At 70.5% G+C, this 26,316-nt stretch carries 29 protein-coding genes; 16 read left to right on the top strand and 13 right to left on the bottom strand.

Features of this window, described 5'->3' with window-relative positions:
• Positions 1-4 precede the first annotated feature (4 nt).
• Both rfbA and rfbC read left to right on the top strand, forming a co-directional pair.
• Entirely contained in the window at positions 5-889 is an 885-nt protein-coding gene (gene rfbA / locus AC6JA9_RS27400; RefSeq protein WP_223752191.1) for a glucose-1-phosphate thymidylyltransferase RfbA, read from the top strand.
• On the top strand, positions 886-1,431 hold the full coding sequence (gene rfbC, locus AC6JA9_RS27395; RefSeq protein ID WP_267700379.1) for a dTDP-4-dehydrorhamnose 3,5-epimerase: 546 nt from the start codon (positions 886-888) through the stop codon (positions 1,429-1,431). Before rfbA ends, rfbC begins: the two co-directional genes overlap by 4 nt.
• A gap of 36 nt (positions 1,432-1,467) precedes the next feature.
• On the opposite strand, the gene AC6JA9_RS27390 is transcribed toward rfbC, so the two are convergent.
• Positions 1,468-1,908 (bottom strand): SRPBCC domain-containing protein, encoded by a 441-nt coding sequence (locus AC6JA9_RS27390; RefSeq protein ID WP_223752189.1) that lies wholly within the window; start codon positions 1,906-1,908, stop codon positions 1,468-1,470.
• A gap of 54 nt (positions 1,909-1,962) precedes the next feature.
• Between AC6JA9_RS27390 and AC6JA9_RS27385 the strand changes: the two genes are divergently transcribed.
• Positions 1,963-2,292 (top strand): ArsR/SmtB family transcription factor, encoded by a 330-nt coding sequence (locus AC6JA9_RS27385; protein WP_046714711.1) that lies wholly within the window; start codon positions 1,963-1,965, stop codon positions 2,290-2,292.
• 18 nt (positions 2,293-2,310) lie between these two features.
• Here the strand turns inward: AC6JA9_RS27385 and AC6JA9_RS27380 are convergent, their stop codons facing one another.
• From AC6JA9_RS27380 to AC6JA9_RS27370, 3 genes are all read right to left on the bottom strand, one after another.
• Positions 2,311-3,993 (bottom strand): hypothetical protein, encoded by a 1,683-nt coding sequence (locus AC6JA9_RS27380; RefSeq protein WP_223752188.1) that lies wholly within the window; start codon positions 3,991-3,993, stop codon positions 2,311-2,313.
• Between the two features lie 180 nt (positions 3,994-4,173).
• The gene (locus AC6JA9_RS27375) at positions 4,174-4,950 is read right to left on the bottom strand and encodes an AAC(3) family N-acetyltransferase (protein WP_223752187.1); all 777 of its coding nucleotides are present in this window, start codon (positions 4,948-4,950) and stop codon (positions 4,174-4,176) included.
• A 13-nt stretch (positions 4,951-4,963) separates the two neighbouring features.
• Positions 4,964-5,848, bottom strand: a complete 885-nt coding sequence (locus tag AC6JA9_RS27370; protein ID WP_497958076.1) for a LysR family transcriptional regulator — start codon at positions 5,846-5,848, stop codon at positions 4,964-4,966.
• 114 nt (positions 5,849-5,962) lie between these two features.
• Here AC6JA9_RS27370 and AC6JA9_RS27365 point away from each other — a divergent pair, with 114 nt between their 5' ends.
• From AC6JA9_RS27365 to AC6JA9_RS27350, 4 genes are all read left to right on the top strand, one after another.
• The gene (locus AC6JA9_RS27365) at positions 5,963-6,568 is read left to right on the top strand and encodes a hypothetical protein (protein ID WP_267700383.1); all 606 of its coding nucleotides are present in this window, start codon (positions 5,963-5,965) and stop codon (positions 6,566-6,568) included.
• 141 nt (positions 6,569-6,709) lie between these two features.
• The gene (locus AC6JA9_RS27360) at positions 6,710-7,732 is read left to right on the top strand and encodes an LLM class flavin-dependent oxidoreductase (RefSeq protein ID WP_223752184.1); all 1,023 of its coding nucleotides are present in this window, start codon (positions 6,710-6,712) and stop codon (positions 7,730-7,732) included.
• 157 nt (positions 7,733-7,889) lie between these two features.
• A complete protein-coding gene (locus AC6JA9_RS27355; protein ID WP_223752183.1) occupies positions 7,890-8,957 on the top strand; it encodes a YihY/virulence factor BrkB family protein in 1,068 nt (355 codons plus the stop codon).
• A gap of 111 nt (positions 8,958-9,068) precedes the next feature.
• A complete protein-coding gene (locus AC6JA9_RS27350) occupies positions 9,069-9,527 on the top strand; it encodes an RrF2 family transcriptional regulator (protein WP_141324591.1) in 459 nt (152 codons plus the stop codon).
• A gap of 3 nt (positions 9,528-9,530) precedes the next feature.
• Here the strand turns inward: AC6JA9_RS27350 and AC6JA9_RS27345 are convergent, their stop codons facing one another.
• The 3 genes from AC6JA9_RS27345 to AC6JA9_RS27335 form a co-directional block, all read right to left on the bottom strand.
• A complete protein-coding gene (locus tag AC6JA9_RS27345; RefSeq protein WP_223785372.1) occupies positions 9,531-9,947 on the bottom strand; it encodes a VOC family protein in 417 nt (138 codons plus the stop codon).
• Between the two features lie 88 nt (positions 9,948-10,035).
• A complete protein-coding gene (locus AC6JA9_RS27340) occupies positions 10,036-11,016 on the bottom strand; it encodes a sigma-70 family RNA polymerase sigma factor (protein WP_408889922.1) in 981 nt (326 codons plus the stop codon).
• Between the two features lie 85 nt (positions 11,017-11,101).
• Positions 11,102-12,700 carry an ABC-F family ATP-binding cassette domain-containing protein gene (locus AC6JA9_RS27335; RefSeq protein WP_223752199.1) on the bottom strand — a complete coding sequence of 533 codons (1,599 nt, stop codon included), beginning with the start codon at positions 12,698-12,700 and terminating at the stop codon, positions 11,102-11,104.
• 212 nt (positions 12,701-12,912) lie between these two features.
• Here AC6JA9_RS27335 and tgt point away from each other — a divergent pair, with 212 nt between their 5' ends.
• The 4 genes from tgt (at position 12,913) to AC6JA9_RS27315 (ending at position 16,151) form a co-directional block, all read left to right on the top strand.
• Positions 12,913-14,082, top strand: a complete 1,170-nt coding sequence (gene tgt, locus AC6JA9_RS27330) for a tRNA guanosine(34) transglycosylase Tgt (RefSeq protein WP_497958075.1) — start codon at positions 12,913-12,915, stop codon at positions 14,080-14,082.
• Positions 14,079-14,924: an MnmC family methyltransferase gene (locus AC6JA9_RS27325; RefSeq protein WP_223785370.1), complete on the top strand. Its 846-nt coding sequence runs from the start codon at positions 14,079-14,081 to the stop codon at positions 14,922-14,924. The genes tgt and AC6JA9_RS27325 overlap by 4 nt, the downstream gene beginning before the upstream one ends.
• 126 nt (positions 14,925-15,050) lie before the next feature.
• A complete protein-coding gene (locus AC6JA9_RS27320; RefSeq protein WP_223785369.1) occupies positions 15,051-15,575 on the top strand; it encodes a hypothetical protein in 525 nt (174 codons plus the stop codon).
• Between the two features lie 42 nt (positions 15,576-15,617).
• A complete protein-coding gene (locus AC6JA9_RS27315) occupies positions 15,618-16,151 on the top strand; it encodes a hypothetical protein (RefSeq protein ID WP_223785368.1) in 534 nt (177 codons plus the stop codon).
• A gap of 8 nt (positions 16,152-16,159) precedes the next feature.
• On the opposite strand, the gene AC6JA9_RS27310 is transcribed toward AC6JA9_RS27315, so the two are convergent.
• Complete coding sequence (locus AC6JA9_RS27310; RefSeq protein ID WP_223752177.1) at positions 16,160-16,615, bottom strand: DUF1622 domain-containing protein; 456 nt, start codon at positions 16,613-16,615, stop codon at positions 16,160-16,162.
• Between the two features lie 175 nt (positions 16,616-16,790).
• Here AC6JA9_RS27310 and AC6JA9_RS27305 point away from each other — a divergent pair, with 175 nt between their 5' ends.
• Positions 16,791-17,654, top strand: a complete 864-nt coding sequence (locus AC6JA9_RS27305; RefSeq protein ID WP_223752176.1) for an alpha/beta fold hydrolase — start codon at positions 16,791-16,793, stop codon at positions 17,652-17,654.
• On the opposite strand, the gene AC6JA9_RS27300 is transcribed toward AC6JA9_RS27305, so the two are convergent.
• Entirely contained in the window at positions 17,651-18,469 is an 819-nt protein-coding gene (locus AC6JA9_RS27300) for a zinc ribbon domain-containing protein (RefSeq protein ID WP_483578252.1), read from the bottom strand. The two genes, AC6JA9_RS27305 and AC6JA9_RS27300, sit on opposite strands and share 4 nt — an antisense overlap.
• A gap of 232 nt (positions 18,470-18,701) precedes the next feature.
• Here AC6JA9_RS27300 and gspC point away from each other — a divergent pair, with 232 nt between their 5' ends.
• The 4 genes from gspC (at position 18,702) to AC6JA9_RS27280 (ending at position 21,233) form a co-directional block, all read left to right on the top strand.
• Positions 18,702-19,565, top strand: coding sequence for a type II secretion system protein GspC (gspC, locus tag AC6JA9_RS27295; RefSeq protein WP_483578251.1), 864 nt, complete (start codon positions 18,702-18,704; stop codon positions 19,563-19,565).
• A 39-nt stretch (positions 19,566-19,604) separates the two neighbouring features.
• Positions 19,605-20,048: an acetyltransferase gene (locus AC6JA9_RS27290; RefSeq protein WP_223751598.1), complete on the top strand. Its 444-nt coding sequence runs from the start codon at positions 19,605-19,607 to the stop codon at positions 20,046-20,048.
• Between the two features lie 82 nt (positions 20,049-20,130).
• Positions 20,131-20,565, top strand: a complete 435-nt coding sequence (locus AC6JA9_RS27285) for a hypothetical protein (protein ID WP_046714694.1) — start codon at positions 20,131-20,133, stop codon at positions 20,563-20,565.
• Positions 20,566-20,636: 71 nt separating this feature from the next.
• Positions 20,637-21,233: a hypothetical protein gene (locus tag AC6JA9_RS27280; RefSeq protein ID WP_141332160.1), complete on the top strand. Its 597-nt coding sequence runs from the start codon at positions 20,637-20,639 to the stop codon at positions 21,231-21,233.
• A gap of 107 nt (positions 21,234-21,340) precedes the next feature.
• On the opposite strand, the gene AC6JA9_RS27275 is transcribed toward AC6JA9_RS27280, so the two are convergent.
• From AC6JA9_RS27275 to AC6JA9_RS27260, 4 genes are all read right to left on the bottom strand, one after another.
• The gene (locus AC6JA9_RS27275; RefSeq protein WP_223785363.1) at positions 21,341-21,850 is read right to left on the bottom strand and encodes an OmpA family protein; all 510 of its coding nucleotides are present in this window, start codon (positions 21,848-21,850) and stop codon (positions 21,341-21,343) included.
• A 96-nt stretch (positions 21,851-21,946) separates the two neighbouring features.
• Positions 21,947-23,308, bottom strand: coding sequence for a sigma-54-dependent transcriptional regulator (locus tag AC6JA9_RS27270; protein ID WP_223751599.1), 1,362 nt, complete (start codon positions 23,306-23,308; stop codon positions 21,947-21,949).
• Entirely contained in the window at positions 23,298-25,403 is a 2,106-nt protein-coding gene (locus AC6JA9_RS27265; RefSeq protein ID WP_223751600.1) for a two-component system sensor histidine kinase NtrB, read from the bottom strand. The genes AC6JA9_RS27270 and AC6JA9_RS27265 overlap by 11 nt, the downstream gene beginning before the upstream one ends.
• Before the next feature lie 113 nt (positions 25,404-25,516).
• The gene (locus tag AC6JA9_RS27260) at positions 25,517-26,314 is read right to left on the bottom strand and encodes a DUF3014 domain-containing protein (RefSeq protein WP_267700392.1); all 798 of its coding nucleotides are present in this window, start codon (positions 26,312-26,314) and stop codon (positions 25,517-25,519) included.
• Positions 26,315-26,316: the final 2 nt, after the last annotated feature.

The following is a 26,316-nucleotide window of genomic DNA, read 5'->3' as shown; positions in this document are numbered from 1 at the left end:
GGACATGAAGGGCATCATCCTCGCCGGCGGCTCGGGCACCCGGCTGTATCCGCTGACCCGCGTGGTCAGCAAGCAGCTGCTCCCGGTGCACGACAAGCCGATGATCTACTACCCGCTCAGCACGCTGATGCTGGCGGGCATCCGCGACGTGCTCATCATCTCCACGCCGCAGGACCTGCCGCGCTTCCGGGAGCTGTTGGGGGATGGCTCGCAGTGGGGCATGCGCTTCGAGTACGCCGAGCAGCCCCGGCCCGAGGGCCTGGCCCAGGCGTTCATCATCGGCCGCGACTTCGTGGGCAAGGACCCGGTGTCGCTCATCCTGGGCGACAACATCTTCTACGGCCACGGGCTCAGCAACCTGGTGCGCGACGCCGCGCGCCGCACGTCCTCCGGCGCCACCGTGTTCGGCTATTACGTGAAGGACCCGCAGCGCTACGGCGTCGTCGAGCTGGACGCGAAGAACCGCGCGGTGAGCCTGGAGGAGAAGCCGGCGAAGCCCAAGTCCAGCTACGCCGTCACCGGGCTGTACTTCTACGACAACCAGGTGCTCGACATCGCCGCGCAGCTCAAGCCGAGCCCGCGCGGCGAGCTGGAGATCACCGACGTCAACATCGAGTACCTGCGCCGGGGCCAGCTCGACGTGGAGCTGATGGGGCGCGGCTATGCGTGGCTGGACACGGGCACGCACAGCTCGCTGATGGAGGCCTCCAACTTCATCGAGGTCATCGAGCGGCGGCAGGGCCTCAAGGTGTCGTGTCCCGAGGAGATTGCGTACCGGATGGGCTACATCGACGCGAAACAGCTGGTGGCGCTCGCCGAGCCGATGCGCAAGAACGAGTACGGCGAGTACCTGCTGGCCGTCGCGGAGAACCGGGGGGCGGTGTCGTGAAGGTCATCCCCCAGGAGATTCCGGAGCTGCTGCTGCTCGAGCCCAAGGTCTTCGGTGACGACCGGGGCTTCTTCATGGAGCTGTTCCACGCGAAGCGCTACGCGGACGCCGGCATCCCCGGGCCCTTCGTGCAGGACAACTACTCACGCTCGGCGAAGGGCACCCTGCGCGGTCTGCACTTCCAGGAGCCGCAGGGGCAGGGGAAGCTGGTGCAGGTGCTCGCCGGCAGCGTGTTCGACGTGGCCGTGGACGTGCGGCGCGGCTCGCCGACGTTCGGCCGGTGGGTGGGCGTGGAGCTGTCCGCGGAGAACCGCCGGCAGCTCTGGATTCCGCCGGGCTTCGCGCACGGCTTCTGCGTGACGAGCGCCACCGCGGACTTCCATTACAAGTGCACCACGCTGTACGCGCCGGAGGTCGAGCGCTGCATCGCGTGGGACGACCCGGACCTCGCCATCCCCTGGCCGGTGACGGAGCCGCTCATGTCCCCGAAGGACCTGCGCGCCCCCCGGCTGAAGGACGCGCAGGTGCTGCCTTCGCTGTAGTCGTCGCCTTGACGGGTGGGCGGGCGACGGGCCCGCTCACATCGCTCCGCCCGCGCGCAGGTTGATGCCGTACTCGAGGTAGGCCTTGAGGCACGACATCATGTGCATCCAGCCGCCGCAGTTGCCGTAGGACGCCTGGACGTCCGCCGGGGTGTCCTTCCAGCCGGACTCGCGAATCTGGACCATGGTGTTGCCGGCATCGATGGGCGTGAAGCGCATCTCCACCCGAATCTGATAGCCGCCCGGGCCCGCCTCCCACTCGAAGACGAGCCGGGCGTCCTTCTCCACCTCGCGGACGACGACGTCGTGCTCGCCCGGTACCTCCGCGAAGCTCCACTTCACCGTCGTGCCCGCCACCAGCGGCGCGCTCGCGGTCTGGACGAAGTAGCCGCTGAGCTTGCGCGGGTCCACCACCGCGTCGAACACCTGCGCCACCGGCTTCTGGACCTTCAGCTGCACCTGGAACCTGGGCTCCATCTCGTTGCTCCTCTCGCTGGGTTTCGGCCGGACAATATGTTATAGAACTATAACATGTCGAGGGCGGAGCGGGATGACCTCATCTTCAAGGCGCTGGCGGACTCGCGGAGGCGGGCGATGCTGGACTTGTTGAAGGAGGCGCCGCGGACGACGGGAGACCTGTGCGAGCGGTTCGAGGGCTCGCTGGACCGGTGCACGGTGATGCAGCACCTGAAGGTGCTGGAGCGCGCGGGCCTGGTCATCGCGGTGAAGGAAGGGCGCACGCGCTGGAACTACCTCGACGTCACGCCCTTCCAGGAGATCCACGAGCGGTGGATCTCCCCCTATGCACGGGAGGCGGTGGGCCTCCTGTCGAAGCTGAAGCGGGACGTGGAAGACGACTGACGCCCGCTGGACTCGCGGCTACAGGCTCTTGAGGAACTCCACCAAATCACCCCGCTGCGTGGCGTCCTGCACGTAGACGGGGTGGGGTGCCTTGTCGCCGCGCGCGGGGTCCAGCAGCGAGTCCAGCCCGGCCACCTCGCTGTCGTGGAGGAAGCGGTCCTTGCGCCCCAGGTCCAACAGCAGGGGCAGGGCGGAGCCACGCGGCTCACCGCGGCGGCTGGCCTCCACGATGACCGTCTTGTCGTCGAAGATGGTGGTCGGGTCGTCCTGGATGGGCGCGAAGGCGATGGTCCGGATGCCGGGCTCCACGGGGCGCTCGGCGAGCACCGTCGGGTTGTAGCCCGGGTAGATGCTCTTCATCGGCACGATGAAGGACGGGACGCGCTTGCTCTGGTCCACGTTGTGGCAGTTGGTGCAGCGCGCGGTGAACTGCTCGCGCCCACGCGCGGCGCGGGTGGCGTCGAAGGCGACCGGCGCGGGCGCCTGGAGGCTGTCGGTGTACGCGTTGAGGTCCCTCAGCGCGCTCTCGTCCACGCGCAGGCCCACGGGCGCGGCCTCGGTGCCGACCTGGTCGGCGGGGACGGCCGTCGCGGTGATGTACGGGAAGCCCTCGCCGACCACGCCTCCCTTGCCCACCACCTGCGTCTCCTTGAGGATGGCCAGGTAGTCGTCCGCCAGCTCGGTGCCCGCGGCCTTGCCGCCCAGGGCCTGGAGGAAGGTGCGCCCCCCGGGCGTCACCAGGCTCGTGAGGTCCAGCAGCACGGTGTAGACGAGGTTGTTGAAGTTCTCGAGCCGCGCGATGTCGCCGGGCGTGCCCCAGGGCGCGGCCAGGTCCGTGCGGAAGAACGACGCGATGTGCTGCTGCGCGCCCGTGCCGTCCGGCGCGTCGTCGAACGAGCCCAGCGGGTAGAAGGCCGGGTTGCTGACGAAGGCGTCGACCTCCGCCTCCGTGGACTTCTCCGTGAGGCCCTGCTCCGAGGGTGCGCGGCCGATGGACCTGTCGCCGTTGGCGGTCAGCTTCACCTGGAGCAGCGGGTAGAGCGCGCGCGTGTTGGCCGCCACCGCGAAGATGCCGCCCACGTTGAGGTTGTGCGGCGTGGGGCCGTCGATCTGCTTGCCGACGGAGCCGCCGCCCAGGTTGTTCGGCGACTTCACCACCGAGCCATCCGTGATGGCGTGGCACAGCGCGCAGGACACGCCCACCTTGTCGCCGCTGGCGACGTCCAGCTTGCCGTCCCCGTTGGTGTCCTTGACCACGACGCCAATCACCGCGTTGGCGTTGATGAGCGCCACGGTGGTGGCCGGGTCATTGAGCAGCGGACCGCTGGTGCCCTGTGAGGCCAGCTCCGCCGCGACGGCGGCCTTGGTGGCGTCATCGAGCGCGTCCACGTTGACGCTGAGGCCCGCCTGCAGTGCCTGCACCGGGGTGAGCCGCGCGGCGACGATGCCCGCGGGCAGGCGCACCGCGTCCGTCCAGAAGCCCTCGTTGCCGAAGGTCTCGAAGCGGAACACCTGCTGGCCCCGGGTGCTGTCGCCGCCCGTCAGGCGCGGCAGGTCCGGGCCCTGGTCCGCGGGGCCGTCCTTCGTCTGGTTCTGGTTGATGTTCGGGCCGCTGTCCTTGCTCTTCGAGCAGGCCCCCTGCGCCATGGCAAGACTGGTGGCCAGGAACACCCAGCCGACCTTCCCACGATTCTTCTTCATCCTTGTTCCCCCAATGCTGACGCGCTTCGAAGCGCGCAGCTATTGAGGTCACTCGGGCGCGCGTGGCACGTGCATTCCGCGTGGGAGTTGGTGCCTGTCGCTTCGGCGACACCCGGGGTGATCGCCTGTGCTCACTCGGGCGCGCGAGCGTCGGGCGCCGTGCTTCCGGGTGCGGGGCACTCAGCGCGAGACGCTGTCACGGGCGAGCGTGCACTCCTCGCAGCCGGCGTCTGGCCCGCAGAGGAAGACGAGCGGGTCCGAGGCGAGCTGCTCCAGCGCGACGGCGACGATGTCCCGCGCGTCCGCCAGTCGCGCGTCGGCGTGGCCCACCTTGCCCTCACGTTGCAGTCCCCGAGCGAGGAGCCACGCGTCGGCGCGTCGGAAGCCGATGCAGCAGTGGTCCGTCTCGGCGATGTCCACCGTGCTCGCGACACCGTCGACCTCGACGACGCAGGGATGGGAGATGGAGTAGGGCACACCCGCGAGCGACTCGGCGAGGTGCAGCGTGGTGTCCTCGCTGTGCGTCACGCCGAGGAGCAGGACCTGTCCACCCAGCGCGTGCACCTGACCCACGGGGCTGTCGGGGCCGTGCGGCGGAGACAGGGGCTGGGGACGGCAGATCTCCACCGCGTGGGGACCCGCCGCGGCGAACGAGCCGCCCGGATGCGTGCTGCGCACCACGCCCGGCTGGCGCCAGAACAGCTCCGCGGTGATGCCCATGTCCGTGGTGGGCGTGGAGCGCGGGTCGAAGACGGACTCGCCATCGGTCATCGTCGGCATCACCAACGTCCCGCGAGGTCCGAGGGCCGCGCGCAGGGCGGCCACCAGTCCGAGCGGACCGCCTTCCACGGGGCGCACGGCCCGGAAGGACGTGTGGACCAGGAGCACGCCCGCCTCGCGCACGCCGAGCGCGCGGAGCTGCTCCACCATCTGTTGTTGGGTGATCTCGTCGGACATGGGGCTCGAAGGCTCAATGGGGCTTCATCGTGAGCGCCGTCGGAACGTGCTCGATGAGGAAGTCTCGCATCGCGACCACGCGGGGCGCGAGGGGGCGCTCGGGGAGGGTGACGAGGGAGAGTGGGGTGCCGGGGAAGGTGAGGTCCGACAGCACCCGAACGAGCGTTCCCTGCGCCACGTCCCGCGCGGCGAGGAACGTGGGCAACAGCGCCACGCCGCCCGCGTTCCGGGCCAGCTCCAACAGGGCGCCGAAGTCCTCGCACTCGACGGCTGGGGGAGGCGAGTCCTTCTTCGCGGCGAAGCTCTTGCGCCCCGGTTGGGTGGAGGGCCACAGGCCGTCATGCCGGGCCAGCTCGCTCTCGGACTTCATGCTCCCGCGTGAGGCCAGGTAGCGGGGCGAGGCGAAGAAGCCCGCCTCCAGGGTGCCCAGCTTGCGTGCCTTGTACGGCCCGGGGCGCAGCGCGCCCACCCGCAGGGCCAGGTCCGAGCGCGTCGCCGCGAGCGCCACCACGGAGGACTCCAGGATGAGCCTCACCCGGACCAGCGGGTAGCGCGCGCGGAAGGCGGCGACCAGGGGAGCCACCACGGTGCGGCCCAGGTCCGGCGTCGTCGTCACCGTCACCAGCCCCGAGGGGGTCACGGGCCGGTCCTCCAGCGAGGTCGTGGCGGATTCGAGCGCGGCGAGGGGCTCGGCGATGCGCGAGAGGAGCTGCTCTCCGGCGACGGTCAGCGCCACCGCGCGGGTGGTCCGGGTGAGCAGGACCACGCCCAGCTCGGCCTCGAGCGCGCGGACCACCCGGCTCACGTGCCCCTTGTCCACGCCGAGCCGCTTCGCGGCCTGGGTGTAGCCGCGCGTCTGCGCCACCGCGAGGAAGACGGTCAGGTGGTTGAGGTTCATCGTTGCGGATTCTACAACGATGGGTTGCGTTTCCTCGCATTGTTGATGGGGGAGGACGGACGCATGGTGGGGCTCGCGCATGTCGCGCCATCGAGTCCGAGGAGGTTGCCTCCCATGAAGCGTTGGGTCGTCGTCGCGTGGTTGCTGTTCACCTTTGCTTGCGCCAGCACCGTTCCGGGCGCGTTGCCCTTGCGCGCGGAGAAGGGGCCGGAGCCGGAGGTCACGTTGTTGTGGGTGGGCGAGGCGCAGGCGGAGCGCTTCGAGGAGGGGGCGTGGAAGAGGGTGCCGGCGTTCGACTACGAGTTCACGGTGGAGCAGCGTCGCTTCGGGAACCACTGGGAGTCGGTGAAGCACCTGCGTCGGCGGCACCCGGACTATGACGGGAGCGCGGGTCCGCGGGAGCAGACGATGTTCTTCCGGGTCGACCTGGGGGCGGTGGAGTCCTCGGGGAGCGTGGCGCTGAAGCTGGTCTCCACGCTGGGCCCGGGCGAGGGGACGACCGACCGCGCGTTCCGGGAGGCGAAGCTGGTGTTCCACCCGGAGCTGAGCTCCTTCGCGCCCTTCGACACCTACCGCATTCAGCAGCATTACGAGTACGAGCAGGGGCTGTTGAAGGAGACGGTGTCCCTGGACAAGGGCGAGCGGCCCTGGGTGCGCAACCACGAGCGGGCCGGGCTCTTCGCCCCCCACCGCTTCGAGTCGCCCCCGACGACGCGGTGACGAGGGGGGCGTCCGAGCCCTCCTGCGTTTCCCGTGCACGGGAGCGCGCCCTGCGTTAACGCAAGGGCTTTCCGGGGATGGCGCCGCCCGGGAAGGGACGGGCCCGTCCCTCGTTGCGCGTGCGCGCCCTGAGGTCCTCCGATGATTCCCTTCTCCGTTCTCGACCTCTCCCCCATCCGCCAGGGCAGCGACGCGGCGGACGCCCTGCGCTCCACGCTGGACCTGGCCCGGCACGCGGAGCGCTGGGGCTACCGGCGCTTCTGGCTGGCCGAGCACCACAACATGACCGGCATCGCCAGCGCGGCCACCGCCGTCGTCATCGGCCATGTCGCGCAGGGCACCTCGAGCATCCGCGTGGGCGCCGGCGGCATCATGCTGCCCAACCACTCGCCCCTCGTCATCGCCGAGCAGTTCGGCACGCTCGAAACCCTGTACCCCGGTCGCATCGACCTGGGCCTGGGCCGCGCCCCCGGCACCGACCAACGCACCGCCTCCGCCCTGCGCCGCAGCCGCGTGGACACCTCCGACGCGTTCCCCCAGGACGTCGCCGAACTCCAGGCCTACTTCCAGGACCCCGAACCCCAACAGGCCGTGCGCGCCGTGCCGGGCATGGGGCTCAAGGTGCCCCTGTGGATCCTCGGCTCCAGCCTCTTCGGCGCTCAGCTCGCCGCCGTCATGGGCCTGCCGTACGCGTTCGCCTCGCACTTCGCGCCCCAGCAGCTCTTGTCCGCCCTGCGCGTGTACCGCGCCAACTTCCGCCCCTCCGCGGCGCTCGACAAGCCCTACGCCATGGTCGGCCTCAACGTCTTCGCCGCCGACACGGAGCCGGAGGCCCAGAAGCTGTTCACGTCACTCCTGCAGGCCTTCATCAACCTGCGCCGCGGACGCCCCGGCCAGCTGCCGCCTCCGGTGGACAGCATGGACGGACGCATCACCGAGTACGAGCTGGCGGAGGTGGAGTCCATGCTCGCCTGCTCCATCGTCGGCAACCCACAGCAGGTCGAGGAGGGGCTGCGCTCCTTCATCGCGGAGGTCCAGCCCGACGAGCTGATGGTCACCTCGCAGATCTTCGACCACACCGCGCGGCTGCGCTCCTACGAGCTGCTCGCCCAGGCCCACGCCCGCCTCTCCAGCGGCGACGCGGCACAGCGCTCCGCGGGCTGAGCCAGGCGCCCTCCTTCGCGAGCGCTCCCCTGGATGCCTGCCCTCGGGCGTCCTCCCTGGGGGAGCGGGCGAGGAGGCTGTCCTTCCGGGCAGGGGCGCCACCGAGGGCGCGCATGGCCAATATCCCCTGGGACTTCCATGGGATGAGGACTGCGCGATGGTCTTGCCGGGCAAGGGCATGGGATGGCTGGAGTTCTTCAAGCTCCTCAAGGACGAATGGAAACGCGATGACGTGGGCGACGTCGCGGGAGCGTTGACGTTCCGCGCCATCCTCGCGCTGTTCCCGTTCCTGCTGTTCCTGGTGTCACTCGCGGGCGTCATCATCGACCCCAACCAGGCGCAGGTGCTCATCCAGGAGCTGGGCAAGGTGGCTCCCAAGGAGGTCACCGCCATCCTGAGCCAGCGCATCGAGTCGCTCGCCAGCAGCAACCCCGTGGGCCTGCTCACGGTAGGCGGCGTGGGCGCCATCTGGGCGGCGTCCGGTGGCATCGTCGCGTTGATCAACGCGCTCAACACCGCCTACGGCGTCGAGGAGACGCGGCCGGTGTGGAAGCTGCGGCTCATCGCTGTCTCCACGACGCTGATCGCCGCGGTGGTCGCCATCGTCGCGGCGCTGGCGGCGGTGGCCACGCCCGCGCTGGCGAGCAAGCTGCCCGGGCCCGTGTCCACCGTGGCGCTGTGGCTGCGCCTCCCGGTGGCGGGCCTGCTGATGATGTTCCTGTGGGCGGTGCTCTATTACGTCCTGCCCAACGCGAAGCAGAAGTTCCGGTTCATCACCCCGGGCTCCGTCGTGGGCGTGCTCATCTGGGTGGCCGCGTCCTGGGCCTTCTCCAAGTACGTGGCCAACTTCGGCAAGTACGACGTGAACTACGGCGCCATCGGCGGCGTCATCGTGCTCCTCCTGTGGATGTGGCTGTCCTCGCAGGTGGTCCTGTTGGGCGCCGAGATCAACGCCATCCTCGAGCAGCGCTCTCCGGAGGGGAAGGCGCCGGGCCAGCGCGTGCCGGGCCAGGGCAAGGCCCTGACGGCCACCAAGACGGAGCTGGAGGAGGGCGGCGCGGGCCTGCCCGGCTCGCGCGACTTCCGACCCCAACTGGACCCGGCCACGGGCCAGCCCGTCACCAACACGCCCCCGAAGCTCGGGCAGACGCCCCTGGCCGCCGCCGCCAAGTGGGCCGCCGGCCTGGGGCTGGGCGTCTTCTTCCTGCGCAAGACGTCTCGCTGAGGCCCGTCCGGAAGCGGGCGGACGCCCCAGGGCCGGGGTTTGCCGGGTTGCACGCCGCCAGGGCGGACGATAGGTAACCTGGAGGTGTCTGCATCCCAGCCCGGAGGGTGAGTGAACAGCCGATTCACCATGGCGGCGCACATCGTCGCGATGCTCGCGAAGTGCTCGGCGAAGGCGGAGGGTCCGCTCACGTCCGAGGTCATGGCGCGCAGCATCCAGACGAACCCCGTCGTGGTGCGGCGGCTCCTGGGCGACCTGGCGCGCTCGGGGCTCATCGAGACGAAGCGCGGCGCGCGGGGCGGCGTGACGCTGGCCCGCAGCCCCGAAGCCATCACCCTCCGCGACATCTACGAGTCGGTGGAGGAGGGCGAGCTCTTCGGCCGTCACCCCGTGGGCCCCGCGCCGGACTGCACCATCGGCCCGTGCGTGGCCGAGTACCTGGAAGGCGTCTTCGGCCGCGCGGAGGCCGCGCTGAAGAAGAGCCTGGAGGGCACCACCGTCGCCCAGATGTCCGAGGAGCTGGAGGCCCGCTTCCGCGCGCTCAATCCCTCCCTCGGGCAGTCCGGCTGAGCCTCAGTGCGGCAGCGCGCTCAGGTCCATGTGGATGACCTCCCAGTGATGGCCATCCGGGTCGAAGAAGCTCCAGCCGTACATGAAGCCGTGGTCCTGGGGCTCCCCCGCCGTCGAGCCGCCGGACGCCACCGCCGTCCTCACCATCCGGTCCACGTCCTCGCGGCTGGAGGCCGACAGCGCGAAGATGCCCTCGGCCGTCGTGCGCGTGTCGCACAGGGCCTTCTTGCTGAAGTCCTGGAAGCGCGCCTCCGTGAGCAGCATCACGAAGGCCTCTTCGCTGACCACCATGCACGTCGCGTGGTCATCACAGAAGCGGGCATCGAACGTGAAGCCCAGCTTCGTGAAGAACGCATTCGTGCGCTTCAGGTCCTTCACGGGCAGGTTGACGAAGAGCTTGCGCGAGCCGGTCATGGCCATGGATGCCTCCACCTCGGGTGGGTTCCCTGGCATGGACGGACAAGGGGGCCCGGAATCATCGGTGCCCCCCAGAAAAAGGCCCGGGCCCTCAGCGCGCCGGCAGGAAGGGGGGCAGCCCGAAGCGCGGGAAGAGCGTCTTCGCGTCGAGGAAGTAGTTGAGCCCGACGATGCGCTCCCCCTCGATTTCGAGCACGTTGAGCGCCCACGGGGTGAGCGTCCCGTCCGGGCCGCCCGGCTTGTACTGGCCGAACGCGGGGGCCCCGTTGGCGGACACAGGCACCAGCCGCGAGCCCCGGCACGCCGCGCCCCGTCCCTCCATCCACAGGGCCACCTGCTCCGGGCCGCGCACCCAGAGCGCGAGCGGAGGCATGGACATGTTGACCTCCTGGTGGAGCAGGGCGGTGAGCGCGGCCATGTCGTAGCGCTCGAACGCGTCCACGTACCGGTCCACCAGCGAGGCCTGGTTCTCCGACAGCGGCGCCCTGGGCGTGCTCACGTCCTTGGTGGCCAGCGTGGCGCGGGCCCGCTGCAGCGCGCTGTTGACGGCGGGCACCGTCAGCTCCAGCGCGTCGGCGACCTCGGCGGCGGACCAGTCCAGCACCTCCGTGAGCAGCAGCGCCGCGCGCTGCCGGGGCGGCAGGTGCTGGAGCGCGGCGACGAAGGCCAGCCGGATGCTCTGGCGCATCATCACCAGCTCCGCGGGCGTGGCGTGGCTCGGCACCACGAGCGCGTCTGGCACGGGCTCCAGCCACTCCTCCCCGGGGCGCTCGCCCAGGGGCGCGTCCAGCGGGCCCGGCGGCCCCAGCTCCATGGGCCGCACGCGGTGGGCGCGCTCCTGGAGCACGTCGATGCAGCGGTGGGTGGCGATGCGGTACAGCCACGTGCGCGCGCTGGAGCGCCCCTCGAAGTGCTCCAGGTGGCCGAGCGCGCGCACGAAGGTCTCCTGGACGGCGTCCTCGGCCTCGGCGATGGAGCCGAGCATCCGGTAGCAGTGTCCGGTGAGCGCGGTGCGGTGCTCCTCCATCGCGAGGAGCGCGGCCTGCGGTGCGGGGGAAGGGCCTTCAGCCATGGCCGGGCCTCTATCAAGCCTCCGCGGGGCGGGCCAAGCGCCGGGGTGTGAGGGCCCCGGCGCTTCGACTCGAAGAAGCGGTGCGTCAGCGGCGGTGGGCCGTGACGTCCGCGTGCTTCTCGCGGAACTCCGAGTAGGGGCCGTTGAAGTCGAGCACCTCCTGGCCGGCCTGGAGCGACCAGATGCGCGTGGCCACCTCGGAGATGAGCTCCTGGTCGTGCGTCACGACGATGACGGTGCCCTCGTACTTCTGCAGGCCCTCGGCGAGCGCGGAGATGGACTCCAGGTCCAGGTGGTTGGTGGGCTCGTCGAGCACCAGGACGTTGTCCTGCATGATCATCAGCTTGGAGAGCAACAGGCGCACCGTCTCACCACCGGAGAGGGTGTCCGTGTTCTTCATGCGCTCCTCGCCGGAGAAGAGCATGCGGCCCAGCACGCCGGAGATCTCCTCGTTGGTGAGCTTGTCGTGCAGGTCCCGCAGCCAGCCGAAGCAGGTGGTGCCCTTGCGCACGACGCCGTGGTGGTCCTGCGGCAGGTAGCCCACGGAGGCCTGGTGGCCCCAGCCGATCTTGCCCGTGTCCGGTTCCAACTGGCCGGCGAGCATGCGCACCAGGGTGGACTTGCCCACGCCGTTGCGGCCGATGACGCAGACCTTCTCGCCCTTGCACACCAGCGCGTTGAAGGGCCGGATGACGGCCTGGCCGTCGAAGGACTTGCTGATGCCCTCCACCATGAGCGTCTGCTTGCCGCTGACGACCTTCTGGTCGAAGCGGATGAACGGGCGCGCGATGTTGGAGCGCTTCAGGTCATCGGTCTTGAGCTTCTCGATCTGCTTGATGCGGCTCTGCACCTGGGAGGCGCGGGTGCCGGCGTGGAATCGCGCGACGAAGTCCTGCAGCTGGGCGATCTTCTTCTTCTTCTCCGCCGTCTCGGACTCCACGCGGGTGCGCAGCTGGGCCTTCTGCCGCACCATGTCGTCGTAGCCACCGTTGTACTGGATGATGGCCTCGTAATCGATGTCCGCGATGTGCGTGCAGATGGAGTTGAGGAAGTGCCGGTCGTGGCTGATGGTGATGAGCACGCCCTCGTACTCGTGCAGGAAGTTCTCCAGCCAGCGGATGGAGTCGATGTCGAGGTTGTTCGTGGGCTCGTCGAGCAGCAGCCCCTCGGGCTTGCCGAACAGCGCCTGGGCGAGCAGCACGCGCAGCTTGAGGCCGCCCGTCAGCTGGCGCATCTGGCCCTCGTGGAACGACTCCTCGATGCCCAGGCCCGCCAGCAGCGTGGCCGCGTCGCTCTCCGCCGAGTAGCCATCCTCCTCCGCGATGACGCCCTCCAGCTCACCCAGCCGGTTGCCGTCCTCTTCGGTGATGTCGGACTTGGCCAGGAGCTGGTTCTTCTCCGACATGGCGTCCCACAGGGGCTTGTTGCCCATCAGGACGACGTCGAGGACGCGGTTCTCCTCGTAGCGGAAGTGGTCCTGGCGCAGGATGCCCAGCTTGCGCGGGCGCACGACGTTGCCCATGTCCGCTTCCTCGTCTCCGGCGAGGATCTTCATGAACGTGGACTTGCCCGCCCCGTTGGGACCGGTCAGGCCGTAGCGACGGCCCGGGGAGAAGGTCACGTTGACCTCCTCGAACAGCTTCTTGGGCCCGTAGGCCTTGGAGACGTTGATGACGTTGAACATGGCGGCGGCGTTGTAGCGGAATTGACGCGCAGCGGCCAAGGAAGCGTGGAATCGCCTCCGGACCGTCTCGCGGTGACCTGAGGAAACGCCTGCCAGGTGACGAAAAATGCCCTGGAATGGCGGGGCCTTGGGGCCCTGTCCGGCCGGCAGGTGGGGGAACGGGCGACAGGGATGGACTGTCGGGCGGGATTGGCGGGTATAAGGCCCCGCCCATGGCCGTCCGTTTCGAGCTCGTCACCACCGACCCCACCGGCGCCCGCGCCGGCATCCTCCACACCCGGCGCGGCAGCTTCCGCACGCCCATGTTCATGCCGGTGGCCACCCACGCCGCCTTCCGGCACCTGGCCATGGAAGAGGTGAAGGAGACCGGGGCCAGCATCCTCCTGGCCAACACCTACCACCTGATGCTCCGGCCCGGCACGGAGGTCTTCAAGCGCTTCGGCGGCATCCATCCCTTCATGCAGTGGGATGGCGGCGTGCTGACGGACTCGGGCGGGTTCCAGATCTTCTCCCTGCCGGAGGACCGGCTCATCACGGAGAAGGGCGCGCACTTCCGCAGCTTCTACGACAACAGCCGGCAGCTGCTCAGCCCCGAGTCCAGCATCGCGATGCAGCAGTCCATCAACTCCGAAATCATGATGGTGCTGGACGTGTGCATCGACTCGCGCACGAACGAGGCGGGCACGCGCGAGGCGATGGAGCGCACCCACCGCTGGGCGGTGCGCAGCCTGGCGGCGAAGAACCAGGTGGACACCGGGCAGGCGCTGTTCGGCATCGTCCAGGGCGGCGTGTTCCCGCACCTGCGCGACGAGAGCGCGGCGTTCCTGACGCAGCTGCCGTTCGACGGGTTCGCCATCGGCGGGCTGGCGGTGGGCGAGACGAAGGCGGAGCGCGAGACGATGACGTTGCGCACCACCGCGTCGCTGCCCGCGGACAAGCCTCGCTACCTGATGGGCGTGGGCACGCCGACGGACCTCATCGAGGCGGTGCTGCGCGGCGTGGACATGTTCGACTGCATCATCCCCACGAAGATGGCGCAGCAGGGCTACGCGTACACGTTCCAGGGGCTGGTGCGCATCACCCGCACCGTGTACCGGCTGGCGGACGAGCCGCTGGACGCCGAGTGTGATTGCTACGTGTGCAAGCGCTACACGCGCGGGTACCTGCAGCACCTGATGCGCGGCAAGCACCACCTGGGCTCGCGCTTCCTGTCGGTGCACAACGTGCGGCACTACCAGAAGCTGATGGGCCGCATCCGCGAGGGCATCCTCTCCGGCACGTACGACCAGGTGGCGCGGGAGCTGAAGGCCGCCATCGCCACGCCGAAGGACCTGAAGGAAGAGGCGGCGGCGCGCGACGTGACGCTCAAGGAGGTCGGGTGAGCCAGGAGGCCAACCCGCGCGACGGGGACTTCGAGCTGGTCACGCTGCGCAACGGCTCGCGCGCGGTGCGGCACCTGGGCCATGGCGAGGTGATGCACCCGTCGGTGGGCCCGTGGAAGGAAGCGCTGGGGCTCTACGTCGAGCAGCCGAGGCTGGCGGAGCGGCTGTCCCAGCCGGGGCCCAAGCTGGTCATCCACGACGTGGGGCTGGGCGCGGCGACGAACGCGGTGGCGGCGCTGACGTGCGCGCGGGAACTGGGCGCGGCGCGGAGGCGGGCGCTGGAGGTGGTGAGCTTCGAGGTGGACCTGGCGCCCCTGCGGCTGGCGCTGGCGGACGCGGCGGGCTTCCCGTTCCTGCAGCCGTTCCGCGCGGCCGTCGAGACGCTGATGCGGGACGGGGTGTGGGAGGAGGAGGGCCTTCGCTGGCGGCTGCACCTGGGGGACGCGGTGCCGTTCCTGGACGGGGCGCTGCCGGTGGCGGACCTGGTGTATTTCGATCCGTTCTCTCCCGCGTCGAACCCGGACATGTGGACGGAGGGCGTGCTCGCGCGGGTGCGTCGGCACTGCCGCGAGGACGGCGAGGGTGCGCTGTTGCTCACGTACAGCGCGGCGACGCCCACGCGGGTGACGCTGCTGCTGGCGGGGTTCTTCGTGGGTGCGGGCTCGTCCACGGGGACGAAGGGTGAGACGACGGTGGCCTCCACGCGGCGCGAGTCGCTGGTGGCGCCGCTGGGGCAGCGGTGGGTGGAGCGGTGGACGCGCTCCTCGTCGCGGGCTCCGCACGGTGGAAGCCTGACGCCCGAGGTCGAAGCACGCGTGCTCGCACATCCGCAGTGGCGGTGAGCGGGCCCGCCCGGTCCCCAGGTGCGAGCGTGGCCCCTGGGACGAGGGTGCAATGGGTTGTGATGGACATTGGGGTTAGGTGTGGAGTCCCCGCGCTCAGGCCTGTCGCGGGCTGGGAGCTCCCTCATGTCTGCCATTCGCGCGCGGCTGATGTCGTTGTCCTCTCTTCTCGCGGCGCTCGTCCTGTATGCGGGGCCCGCGAGCGCTGAACCCGTCACCCTCAACTGCCCGGGCACCATGGCGGTGAACTACTCGCCCGGCATGACGAACACCCCGCGCTTCATGACCATCTCCGGGACGGGCACGTTCGGTCCGTGTGTGGGATTGCCGCTCGGCATCCTCTCCGCGGACTATTCCGGCGTGGCGCAGGGGACGACGAGCTGTCTGACCAGCTCGACGACGGCGAACCTGACGTTGACGTGGAACGACGGCACCGTGAGCACGCTCTCCATGACGCAGACCCTCAACACCCGGCCGACGGGACAGGTGGTGTCTGTCTATGCGGGCACGGTGACCTCGGGCCGCTTCCAGGGCGCCACCGCGACGGGGACGCTGACCCTCCTCCAGACGGACCTCCTGGGGTGCTTCACCGAGGAGGGGGTCACCGCCACGGCGGGTCCGGCCGTCATCACCCTCATCGGGCTGCTCTGAGGCTCCGTTGGGAGCCGGAACACGTCTGTCCTGGGAGGAAGCATGTCATATCGTTCGTGGTGTCGTGGTGCGTGGGGAAGTCTGTCTCTGCTGTGGGTCGTCGTCGCGCTGGGCTGGGCCTCGCCTTCGCGCGCCGAGGCGGTGCTGTTGACCTGTCCCGGTACGCTCCAGGCGCGGTACTCGCCGGGCATGACCAACACTCCGCAAACCATCGCGACGAGTGTGAGCGGGACGTTCGGCCCCTGTGTCGGTACACCGCTGACGCTCCTGTCCGCGTCGCTCCAGGGCGGTGGAACGGGGCAGCTGAGCTGTCTGGCCGGTTCGACGCAGTCCATGTCGACGCTCACGTGGAATGACGGCACCACCAGCACCGTCAGCGTGAGCATCCTCGTCTCCGCCCGGCCGCTCGGCGAGGTGGTGGTGACGTACTCCGGCACCGTGTCGAGCGGGCGGTTCGCTGGAGCCGATGTGCTCATGGTGCTCGTCCTGGCCCAGACGCAGGTCACCGGATGCTTCACGGACGAGGGCGTCACCGCCACGGCGGGGCCCGTGGTCCTCACCCTCACCGGCGCCTGAGGCCCGGCTCAGTGGGGCGGATGTGACGTGGGGTCCGCTCCCGGGGGGCGCCGCAGGGGAGGCTGCTCTCGCGGGGGCACCTCATCCGAGGAGGGGCGGGCCGCCCGCGCGAGTGCGTCCTGTCGCTGCTCGTCGCGAATCTCCCGGCCGAGGAAGTAATTGAGGGCGGTCCGGATGGCGGCCACCGCGGCGACCTGGCCGATCTGCTCCCACGTGGGCGCGACGGCCGTGCGCAGCAGGTCCGCGCCGAGCTGGAACTCCAGTCCCAGCGCGAGGAAGCGGCCGAGGGTGAGGCGGATTCGGGTGAAGGAATCGGTCCGCTCCTTCTGGACCGCCGCCAGGATGAAGCGCACGAAGCCGATGGCGGCGCCGGTGAAGATGACGAGCGCGGCGGCGACCTCCACCAGTCGCACCAGCAGCGTCACCACGCCGTGCAGCCAGGCTTCGTTGATGAGCTCGTCCATGGACCCGGGGCTCCTCCGCCTTGGAAGATGGACATCGCCAGGGGGCGCTGGTCCTGTTTCTCCGGATGCGCGGGCGGGCGCGCGAGGGGCCGCCGCCTGCCTGCATCTCGTGGACACCCTGGGGAGCTGTCGTCGAGGCAGACAACCGGGGCTGTTCGGGATATCCGGGAGGGGCATGAGCGAGGCCCTTCAACTGGATGACTGGGGCGGCACCGGCCCCGTGCTGCACCTGGCGCACGCCAACGGATTTCCCCCAGGCACCTATCGCCAGCTCATCGAGCGGCTGAAGCCTCGCTTCCACGTCGTGACGGTGCGCTCGCGGTGCCTCGTCCCCGGCTCGGATCCGCTGTCGATGCGGGACTGGAACGACATGGCGGATGACCTCATCGGCGCGCTCCGCGCCGCGAAGCTGGAGGGCATCGTCGGCGTGGGGCACAGCATGGGCGGCGTGGCGACGCTGCTCGCCTCCGTGAAGGACCCGAGCCTCTTCCGCGCCGTCGTCACCCTGGACCCGGTGCTGTTCTCCGGGATGCGCAAGCTGGTGCTGGACGTGCTGACGCTGCTCGGACAGCGAAGCCGTGTGCCTCCCGCGAGCCTGGCGCGCCGCCGTCGCGCGCACTGGCCCACGCGTGAGCTGGCCTACACCGTCTATCGCAAGAAGCCGCTGTTCGCGGCCTTCGACGAGGCGTGCTTCCAGGACTACGTGACGTATGGGCTCACGGAGGCGCCCGAGGGCGGCTTCCGGCTGACCATCCCTCGCGAGTGGGAGGCCCGCGTCTTCGAGACGACGCCGAAGGGGATGTGGCGGTCGCTGCGCTCCATCTCCGTGCCCACGCTCATCGTTCGAGGGGCACGCACGCGCACGTTGGCCGCCTCGGCCTTCGCCAAGGCCCGGCGGGTCATCCCGGGCGTCCGCCTGGAGGAGGCTCCTGGCGGGCACCTGTTCCCGCTGGAGGACCCGGCGGACTGTGCCCGGCGCATCCTCGCGTTCCTGGACTCACTCGAGGCTCCTGGCGAGCCGCTGCGTCAGGCGCGTTAGGGGGCGGTGTCGTCCGCCACGGGCGTCGGGAGCGCGTCGGGCGACTCCGAGGGCTGCTGGGCCTCGAGCTGGAGGAGCGCCTCGAAGGCCGCGGCCTTGGGGCTGGTGGTGGTGCTCTTGACGACGTGCTGCCAGGCGCCACCCGGGAGGCGGTGTGCGTAGCCGCCCCAGAGCAGCTTGCCCTGGAGCCCGACGAAGACCTCGTCCTTCTCGAAGCGCTGGTCGGCGGTCCGCTGCATCAACTCGAGGAGCTTCACGCGGTCCGGGTTGCTCACCTTCTTGAGGTGGGTGGAGCGCGCGGTGATGACCCGGATGCCCTGGTCCTTCACGGCCGCGGAGGCGGCGGTGACGGACATGGACGTGTGGCCCGCATCCTCGAACGCGGACTGAAGCGCCTCCTGGAGGACGAGGTCCTCGGCCTGGGCGTGGAAGCGCTGGTCGAAGCCGTGGCGCTCTTCCTGGACCTCCGTGCCGTCCTGCGTGCCGGTGACGGCGGAGGTCACCGCGCCGACCACGGGGAAGCCCACGCAGCAGAAGAGCAGGGCGCCAAGGGGGAAGAGACCTCCCAGGCGGTGCAGCACGGGCTTCGTCGGCACGTGGCCGATGGACTGCTCCGGCACCTCCGAGTGCAGGTTGCAGCGGGAGCAGGCGAGGACGTACTTCGTCCTCAGGGAGAAGAGCGGGAACCAGAAGACGTGGGCGACGCTGTAGTGCCGCTGGAGTCGGTGGGGCGTCTCCCGCTGGCAATCCCGGCAGAGGGCGGGACGCTCCCCGAGTTCCTGCTGCTTCGCCGAGCTTCCGTAGATGATGAACATGCCTGACTCCGCTCGGGGTGGAGTCCGTCCCATACCGCGACGTTGATACAAGCGTCCACCGTGACACTCTGTCTCGGAGACCCCTCGCTCCCGTGACAGCCTGTTCGGGCGAGAGGTCCCGGGCCGCGCGGTGATTCCGCGCGGGTCCCTCTGAAGTCCAGGCGGCGGAGGCCCCTGGCCTCGTGCTTGCTCAGTCCCTGCTTCACCCCTGGAGGGGAGGAGGTCGGGCCCGATGAGACATTGGTTGGAGCGGCACTCGTGGTGGTTGCATGGCGCATTCATCCTCGCGGTCGCGTTCCTGCTGTCGCGCATCGTCCACGTGTTCACCGAGTTTCATCTCAGCGCGCCTGTTCCTGGCTGGGAGGCGTCGAGCGCTCGCCCCATCCGGGTTACTCCAGGGGCGGCACGCGCACCGCTGAGTGAGGACACGCTGTCGAGGCTGCTGGGAGTGGCCCTGCCGACGCCCGGTGTCCCCGGGGGAGATGCAGGCCCGCCGCCTGGCGCACGGCGCGCGAGGCTGGTGGGGACGTTGATGTCACGCGAGGCGCACTGGTCGCTCGCGTCGGTGGAGGACCTGGAGAGTCGGCGGGTGCGCAGCCTGCGCGTGGGCGATGTGCTCCAGGACTCGGAGGTCGTCGCCATCGAGCGTGAGCGCGTCATCGTCACGGTCCAGGGGCGACGGGAGGTCATCGACCGGGGAGGCCCCTCGGGCGCCGCTTCGCCGATGCCGCGTCCGCCCTCGACCGGAGCCGCGGACATCCGACGCGTGGGCGAGCACACCTACGAAGTCCCGGGGCGGTATCTGGAGCTCGACCGCTGGACGGGAGGCTCGACGCTGTCGGACGCGCGGATGGTGCCGGCGTTCAAGGACGGGAAGGCGCAAGGCTTCAAGGTCCTCTCCATCCGGAAGGGCTCGCTCTACGAGAAGCTCGGCCTCCAGAACGGGGACGTCCTCCAGCGCATCAATGGCATGCAGCTCGACTCGCTGGAGAAGGCCATGGAGACGTACATGCTGCTCAAGAGCCAGCGGCGCCTGGAGGTCGAACTGGAGCGGGGTGGGGTGCGGGTGCGCAAGGTCTACGACGTCCAGCCCTGAATGTCAGGAGGCCGGGCGAGTCGCGTCCCCCCGCGAGCCATGACCATCCGCCCCTTCCAGCCCTCCGACACCGACGCGCTCGTGGACATCTGGAGCCGCGCGGTCCGCAAGACGCACGACTTCCTGAGCGACGCGGACTTCGAGGACATCCACCGCAAGCTCGGGCCCGTCTATCTCCCCGCCGTCGAGGTGCACGTCGCCTGTGAGGACACGCGGCCCGTGGCCTTCATCGGCATGAGCGGACACCACGTGGAGATGCTGTTCGTCGACCCCCAGGTCATGGGCGGCGGACTGGGGCGACGACTCCTCGCCCACGTCTCCACGCGGGGACCGCTCACCGTCGACGTCAACGAGCAGAACCCCCGCGCCGTGGGCTTCTACCTCCACTGCGGCTTCGTCCAGACGGGCCGCAGCCCCACCGACGGCGAGGGCCGGCCCTATCCGCTCCTCCACCTGGCCATGCCCCGTCCCGTGACGTCGTAATCGCTGGAATTTCAGACAGGCTGGAGCTTGCTCCGAGGTCCGTCTAACCTCGGGAGTCACCCGCGTTGCCTGGAGTGATTCCATGTCCGAGTCCAAGCCCCGCCTCAAGCGTCCCGTGGAGAACGTCCGCGCCGAGCTGCTCGCGGACCCCGACACCCAGCGCATCGCGAAGTCCGTGGGCATGGAGCTGGCCGCCTACGTCGAGCTCGTCCTCGACTACGCCCAGCACCCGGAGAAGGAGCCCGTCCTCCAGGTCGTCCCCGACGAAATCCTCAAGCAGTCCGGTTACGAGCCCGCCAGCATCGAGGAGGTCGGCGAGTTCTTCCTGGGCGCCGCCCGGGGCGAGTTGGGGCTGGGGCCTCCGCCGGCCTACTACAGCGGCTTCGAGTCCAAGCCCGCCCCCGGTGCGGGCAAGCCCTCCCTCCGCGGCGACGAGAACCAGTCCCAGGTCGAGGTCGACGAGGAGACCCGCAAGGCCCTCCTCAAGCACGTCCCCCGGGGGCCTGATCGCCTCTGAACCTACCTTGGAGGCAACTTCCTCCGAGCTCCTCCGATAATGGGGATAATCATTTCTACCGAGGAAATCCCATGTCTGTCGGCGGCTCCAGTGGCGCGGGTGGTAGCAACGGCACGAACGGTGCGAACAGCGCCAGCAACGCCGCGAGCAAGGCGGCGGACGCGGCGAGCAAGGCGGCCAACAGCATCAGCAACGCGCTGGGCGGCCTGGGCAAGGCGCTCGGTGGGCTGTCCAAGGGCCTGAGCGGCCTGGGGGGCCTCGCGCAGGGCCTCAGCGGCCTGGCCAAGGGCCTCAGTGATGTGGTGGGCAAGGTCTCCGAGGCGCTCAGCTCCGTCTCGGGCCTGCTGGACAAGGCGCTCAGCGCCATCTCCGGCCCCCTCAAGGACATCGTCGGCAAGGCGCTCGACAACCTCCCGTTCGGCCTGGGCCAGCTGGCCAAGCCCTTCGCGGACAAGTTCATCGACAACGGCCTGTCCATGGTGGCCGGTGGCCCCCTGGCCGGTGTCAGCAGCCTGTTCAACGGCGCCTCCAACGTGGGCAAGCTCGCGGACACCGTCGACACGGTCCGCTCGGCGGCCACCGCGGTGGGCGACATCGCGCAGGGCAAGTTCAACACCCAGCAGCTCGCCGCCTTCGCCCAGTCGAAGCTGCTGCGCGGCCTGGACTGACCCGCCCCACGAAAACCCAGCACGAGTCTTGAGGACGTCCGCCCAGGCACCCGCTGCCCGTGGCGGACGTCGTCGTTTCCACCCACGTCACGACGGGGCGCCCCGCGTCAGTTCAGGTATCCGCCGGAGAGCTGGAGCTCAGCGCGGCGGTTCTTCTCCAGCTCGGAGGCGGAGAGCGGCCGCTCCTCGCCGTAGGACAGGGTGGACAGCCGGGACGGCTCCACGCCCAGCCGGCGCAGGTAGTCGCGCACCACCGAGGCCCGACGCTGACCGAGCGCCAGGTTGTACTCCGTGGTCCCCAGCTCGCACGTGTGCCCGGTGATGCTCACCTTCGCCTGCGGCCGCTGGCGAAGGTCGTCCGCCAGCTGCGTCAGCGTGTCGCGGAACTCCGGGCGCAGCGTCGTCGAGTCGAGCTCGAAGTAGACGGGCTCCAGGCGGATGGGGTGCAGGTCCGTGTCGGGATTCGGGGTCATCGCTGAGGGACGCTCCGGCTCCGGACGCGTGGCCACCGGAGCATGGGGGGGCTGGGAGTCGGTGGAGACCGTGGAGATGGGCTGCTTCGCGGCACAACCCACCAGACCGAGGACGACGACGAGAAGCGAGAGGAAGGGGCGCATGGCCTCGTGCTGAGCATGCGCCGTGCCGGGGTGTCCCCACCCGGGACGTCCCCGGCGACGCTCAGCCGGTGTTGCGAAACGCCAAGCCGCCCATGGCTATTTGCCCTCCGAACGCTCGCGCCGGTGAATCGTGGAGACGTCGATTCCGAGCAGCTCCGCCGCCCGTGTCTTGTTCCCGCCACAGCGCGCGACGGCCCAAGAGATGTACTCGCTCTCCAGTTTGCGCAAGGGGATGACCTCGCGTTGGGCCTCCAGGAGCGGGTGGGGCTCCGGCCCCCCCTCCGCCAGGTGCGGCCGCAGCTGCTCCAGGTCCACCACGTCCCGGGTCCCCAGCACCACCAGCCGCTCCACCAGGTTCTCCAGCTCGCGCACGTTGCCCGGCCAGCGCAGCGAGCACAGCGCCGCGAGGGACTCCTGGGCGAAGCGCTCCACGGGCGAGCGCGGGTTTCGCGCCCGGGCCTGCTCCAGGAAGTGCTCGGCCAGGGCGGGGATGTCCTCGGGTCGCTCCCGCAGCGGCGGAGCCCGCAGCGTCACCACGTTGAGCCGGTAGAACAGGTCCGCGCGGAAGCGGCCCTCCTTCACCCGGGCCTCCAGGTCCTGGTGCGTCGCGGCCACCACCCGCACGTCCACCGTGCGCGAGCCGTCCGCGCCCACCGCCCGCACCTCGCCGTCCGCCAGCACGCGCAACAGCCGCGCCTGGAGCTCCGGCGCCATGTCCCCGATTTCATCCAGGAACAGCGTCCCGCCGTCCGCCTCCACGAAGAGCCCCCGCCGCGCGCTCGTCGCGCCGGAGAAGGCGCCCTTCACGTGTCCGAACAGCTCGCTCTCCAGCAGGGCGTGGGGCAGGGCGGTGCAGTTGACGGCGACGAAGGGGCCCGCGCGGCGGGTGCCCTCGAAGTGCAGCGCCCTGGCCACCAGCTCCTTGCCGCTGCCGCTCTCACCCCGCACCAGCACCGGCGCGCTGGACCAGGCCACACGCTCCACCAGCGCGTACAGGGCCCGCATCGCGCCGCTGCGGCCCACCATGGCGCCCAGCCGGCCCCGGTCCTCCGCCTGCTGCTTGAGCGTGCGGTGCTCGGCGCGCATGCGCCGCTGCTCCAGCGCCCGGCCCACGTACAGCCGCACCTCGTCCAGGCGGAAGGGCTTGGCGAAGTAGTGCCACGCGCCGCGCTTCATCGCCTCCACGGCGTTCTCCACGCCGCCGAAGGCCGTCATCATCAGCACGGGCAGGTCCGGGTCCAGCTTGCGCGCGGCCTCCAGCACGTCGAAGCCGTCCACGTCCTTCATGCGCAGGTCGCAGATGACCGCGTCGTACACGGCGGCGCGCAGCTGGGCGATGGCCTCCGCGCCCCCGGACGCCACGTCCACCGTGTAGCCGGCGTCCGCCAGCGGCTCCTGCAGCATCTGCCCCATCTCGACGTGGTCGTCGACGACGAGGACCCGGGCTCTAACCGACATGTTGCTCCTCTCGCGCGGGGGCCGCGGCGGGCCACTGCAGCATCACTCGCGTGCCTTGACCGGGCGCGCTGTCCAGCTCGATGCGTCCACCGTGGTTGCGCACGATGTGCGCCACCATGGTGAGTCCCAGGCCCGTGCCCAGGCCGCGCTTCTTGGTGGTGAAGAATGGGTCGAAGACCTGGTGCAGGTGCCGGGGGGCGATGCCGCACCCGTCGTCCTCGATGGTGATGCACACGCGCCCCCAGGCGCCGGACGTGTCCGCCTCGCCCGGCGTCGCGGTGAGGCGCACCTGGCCTCCGGGCTCGCACGCGTCGCACGCGTTGAGCAGCAGGTTGACGAGCACCTGCTGGAGCTGGTCCGCGTCCGCCGCCAGCGGGGGCAGGGGCTGGGACACGTCCAGCCGCAGGTCCACGTGGCGCCGCTCCGCCTCGACGCGCAAGAGCTCCTGCACACTCCGGACGAGCGGCCCCAACGTCACCGCGCGCGACTCGGCGGGCTGCAGCCGGGAGAAGTCCAGCAACTGGCGGATGGTGCGGCTGACGCGGTCGATCTGCTCGACGATGGCGCCCACGCCCGGGGACTGCGGGTGCTCCGGGCCCAGCTTGTCCTGCACGTACTCGGCCCGGCCGCGGATGACGCCCAGCGGGGTGCCGATTTCATGCGCGATGCCCGCCGCGAGCACGCCCACGGTGGCGAGCTTCTCCGCGCGCAAGAGCTGCCCCTCCAGCGCGCGCAGGTTGCTCAGGTCCTCCAGCACCAGCAGCGTGCGCACGTCGGGCTGGTGCGGCTCCAGCGGCACCGCGTGGACGTTGTACTGTCCCTCCGACTCGAACAGGCGCAGCGGCTCGGCGTGCAGGCTGCGCACGCGGTTGTCCTGGCCCGCGGCGTTGACCAGCTCCTCCAGCCGCTGGATGACGGGCGCGTGGGCCTGGGGGAAGGCCGCGGCGAGCGTGGAGCCCACCACGTCCTTCGGCATCCGCGAGCTGAGCGCCTGGTTGGCGGAGGTGATGCGGCCCGACGTGGACAGCGCCAGCACGCCCGTGGGGATGTGGTCGAGGATCTTCTGCGTCTTGTCGTGCAGGTGGGCCAGGCGGCTGGCGTGCCGCAGGCTCTCCTGGAGCGCCACCGCGCGGCTTCGCGCCAGCACCACGTACACGCCGAAGGCGATGAGGAACGACGAGAACAGGAAGGCCGCGAACGACAGCCGCAGCACCAGGCTCCGCTCGTGCGAGCGCAGCCCCCGCGTGGAGGACAGCGACGCCAGCGGCCACAGCGCGCCGTTCTTCATGCCCACCGGGGCGAAGCTCGCCACCACCTCCGCGTCGCCCAGCCCCAGCACCATCGCCTCGGCGCGGTCGATGACGAGCGAGCCCGCCTCACCCTCGCGCAGGCGCGAGGCCAGGAGCGCCAGCCCCGGCGTGTCGGTGCCGGGTTGCTGGTAGCGGGCCGCCAGCGTCGGCGCGCTCAGCGCGGTGGGCGTGCCGTGCGCGCCCAGGAGCAGGAGGTTCGTGTCGCTCTCCGCGGTGAGCAGCTTGAGCGGCGCGAAGAGGGGCTCGGCGTCCACCAGCACCACCACCGCGCCGCCACCCCCCGGCGAGTCCTCCGGCAGCGCGGTGGCGAAGGCCCTGAGCCACCCGGACACATCCCCGCTCAACGGCGGCGAGGACGCGATGTGGCCCGCGGGTCCCTCGAGCGCGCTCTTCGCCGTGAGGGTCAGCGCCTGGGCGGGGTACTGTCGGGCGATGGACTCGCCGGTGCGCCGGTCCAGCAGGCGCAGGCGCTCGTCACCCTCGGGGCCGAAGACGACGATGGCCTTGTACTGGCCCACGGCCTCCAGCAGCGCGCGCAGCTCCCGGCGGTGCTCCTCGGGCGAGCCCGGCTGGGAGAGCAGCTCGGCGGTGAAGCGCAGGTCCTCACCCACGTCCTCCAGGGCCTCGGACACCCCGCGCGCGGCCTCGCGCAGCTGCGCCTGACGCTCCCGGGCGAACTGGTCCACCAGCGCCTGCCTGTCCCGCTGGATGAAATACACGGCTCCGCCGATGACGCCGGTGAGCGCCGTGCACAGCAACAGGACGGGCAGGAGGGAGAGGCGCATGGGGGCAGATAGCAACATCCCGCGCGGAAGAGGGGGATGTTGCCCGCCGGGCCGCCCCTGCTCCGGGGGCCCGGACGTCGTGTCGGTGCCCGGCTCGGGCGGCAACGGAGGACTCAGGGCCTCGAGGCCTGCTGGTTGAGCTTCTGCGACACCTCCCGGACCTTGCCCTGGATGAGGCGCAGGTTCGCCGGGCCCATCCGCAGCAGGTGCTTCTGCGCGGGCGTGAGCGCCTCCAGCGCCGGGTCCGCGTACACGTACAGCGCGCCCCGGGCCAGGACCTCCACGTCACCGTCGAGCACCGGCACCGCGAGCACCTGCTCGAAGGCGCGCTGGAGCGTGGCCTCGAAGGAGCTGCCCGGCGGCGCGCTCTCCTGGTGGAGACGCTCGGCCAGCCGCCGCACCTCGCGGTACGTGTCTACCAGCAGCGTCGAGTCCAGGCTGCCCACCACCCGGCCCACCGCGTCATGGCGGCCGTACGTCCGCTTCGCGATGTGCGTGCGACCCTCGTGGGTGCGCACCTGGAAGTCGCCAGATGGGGCCAGGAAGCCCACCACCGCGCGGGGACTCTCGCCGCTGGCCATGTTCGACACCACCGCGACGAAGCGGCGCAGCAGGTCCGCCTCGCGCAGCCACACGCCGAACTCGCGCTGGGACGACGCCCCCGCCAGCCGCGAGCGCAGCAGCGCGTCGAGCTCCGTCGCGGGAGGCAGCGGCGCGTCCGGGCCCCGGTCCAACGACCTGGGCGCCTGGGCGACGGGCGGCGGCGCGGCGGGCGTGTCCGGTGCGCCATGCAGCAGGCCGTGCCACACCCCGGCCCCCGCGAGCACCGCCGCCACCAGAATCACCAGGCCCCAACCCCAGAGCGCGCCGCGCTCGAGCTTCCCCACCACATCACCGCCATTGCCGTCCATGA

The sequence above is a fragment of the Myxococcus sp. MH1 genome, from assembly GCF_059738865.1.
This window is presented reverse-complemented; position numbering and strand designations above follow the sequence as displayed.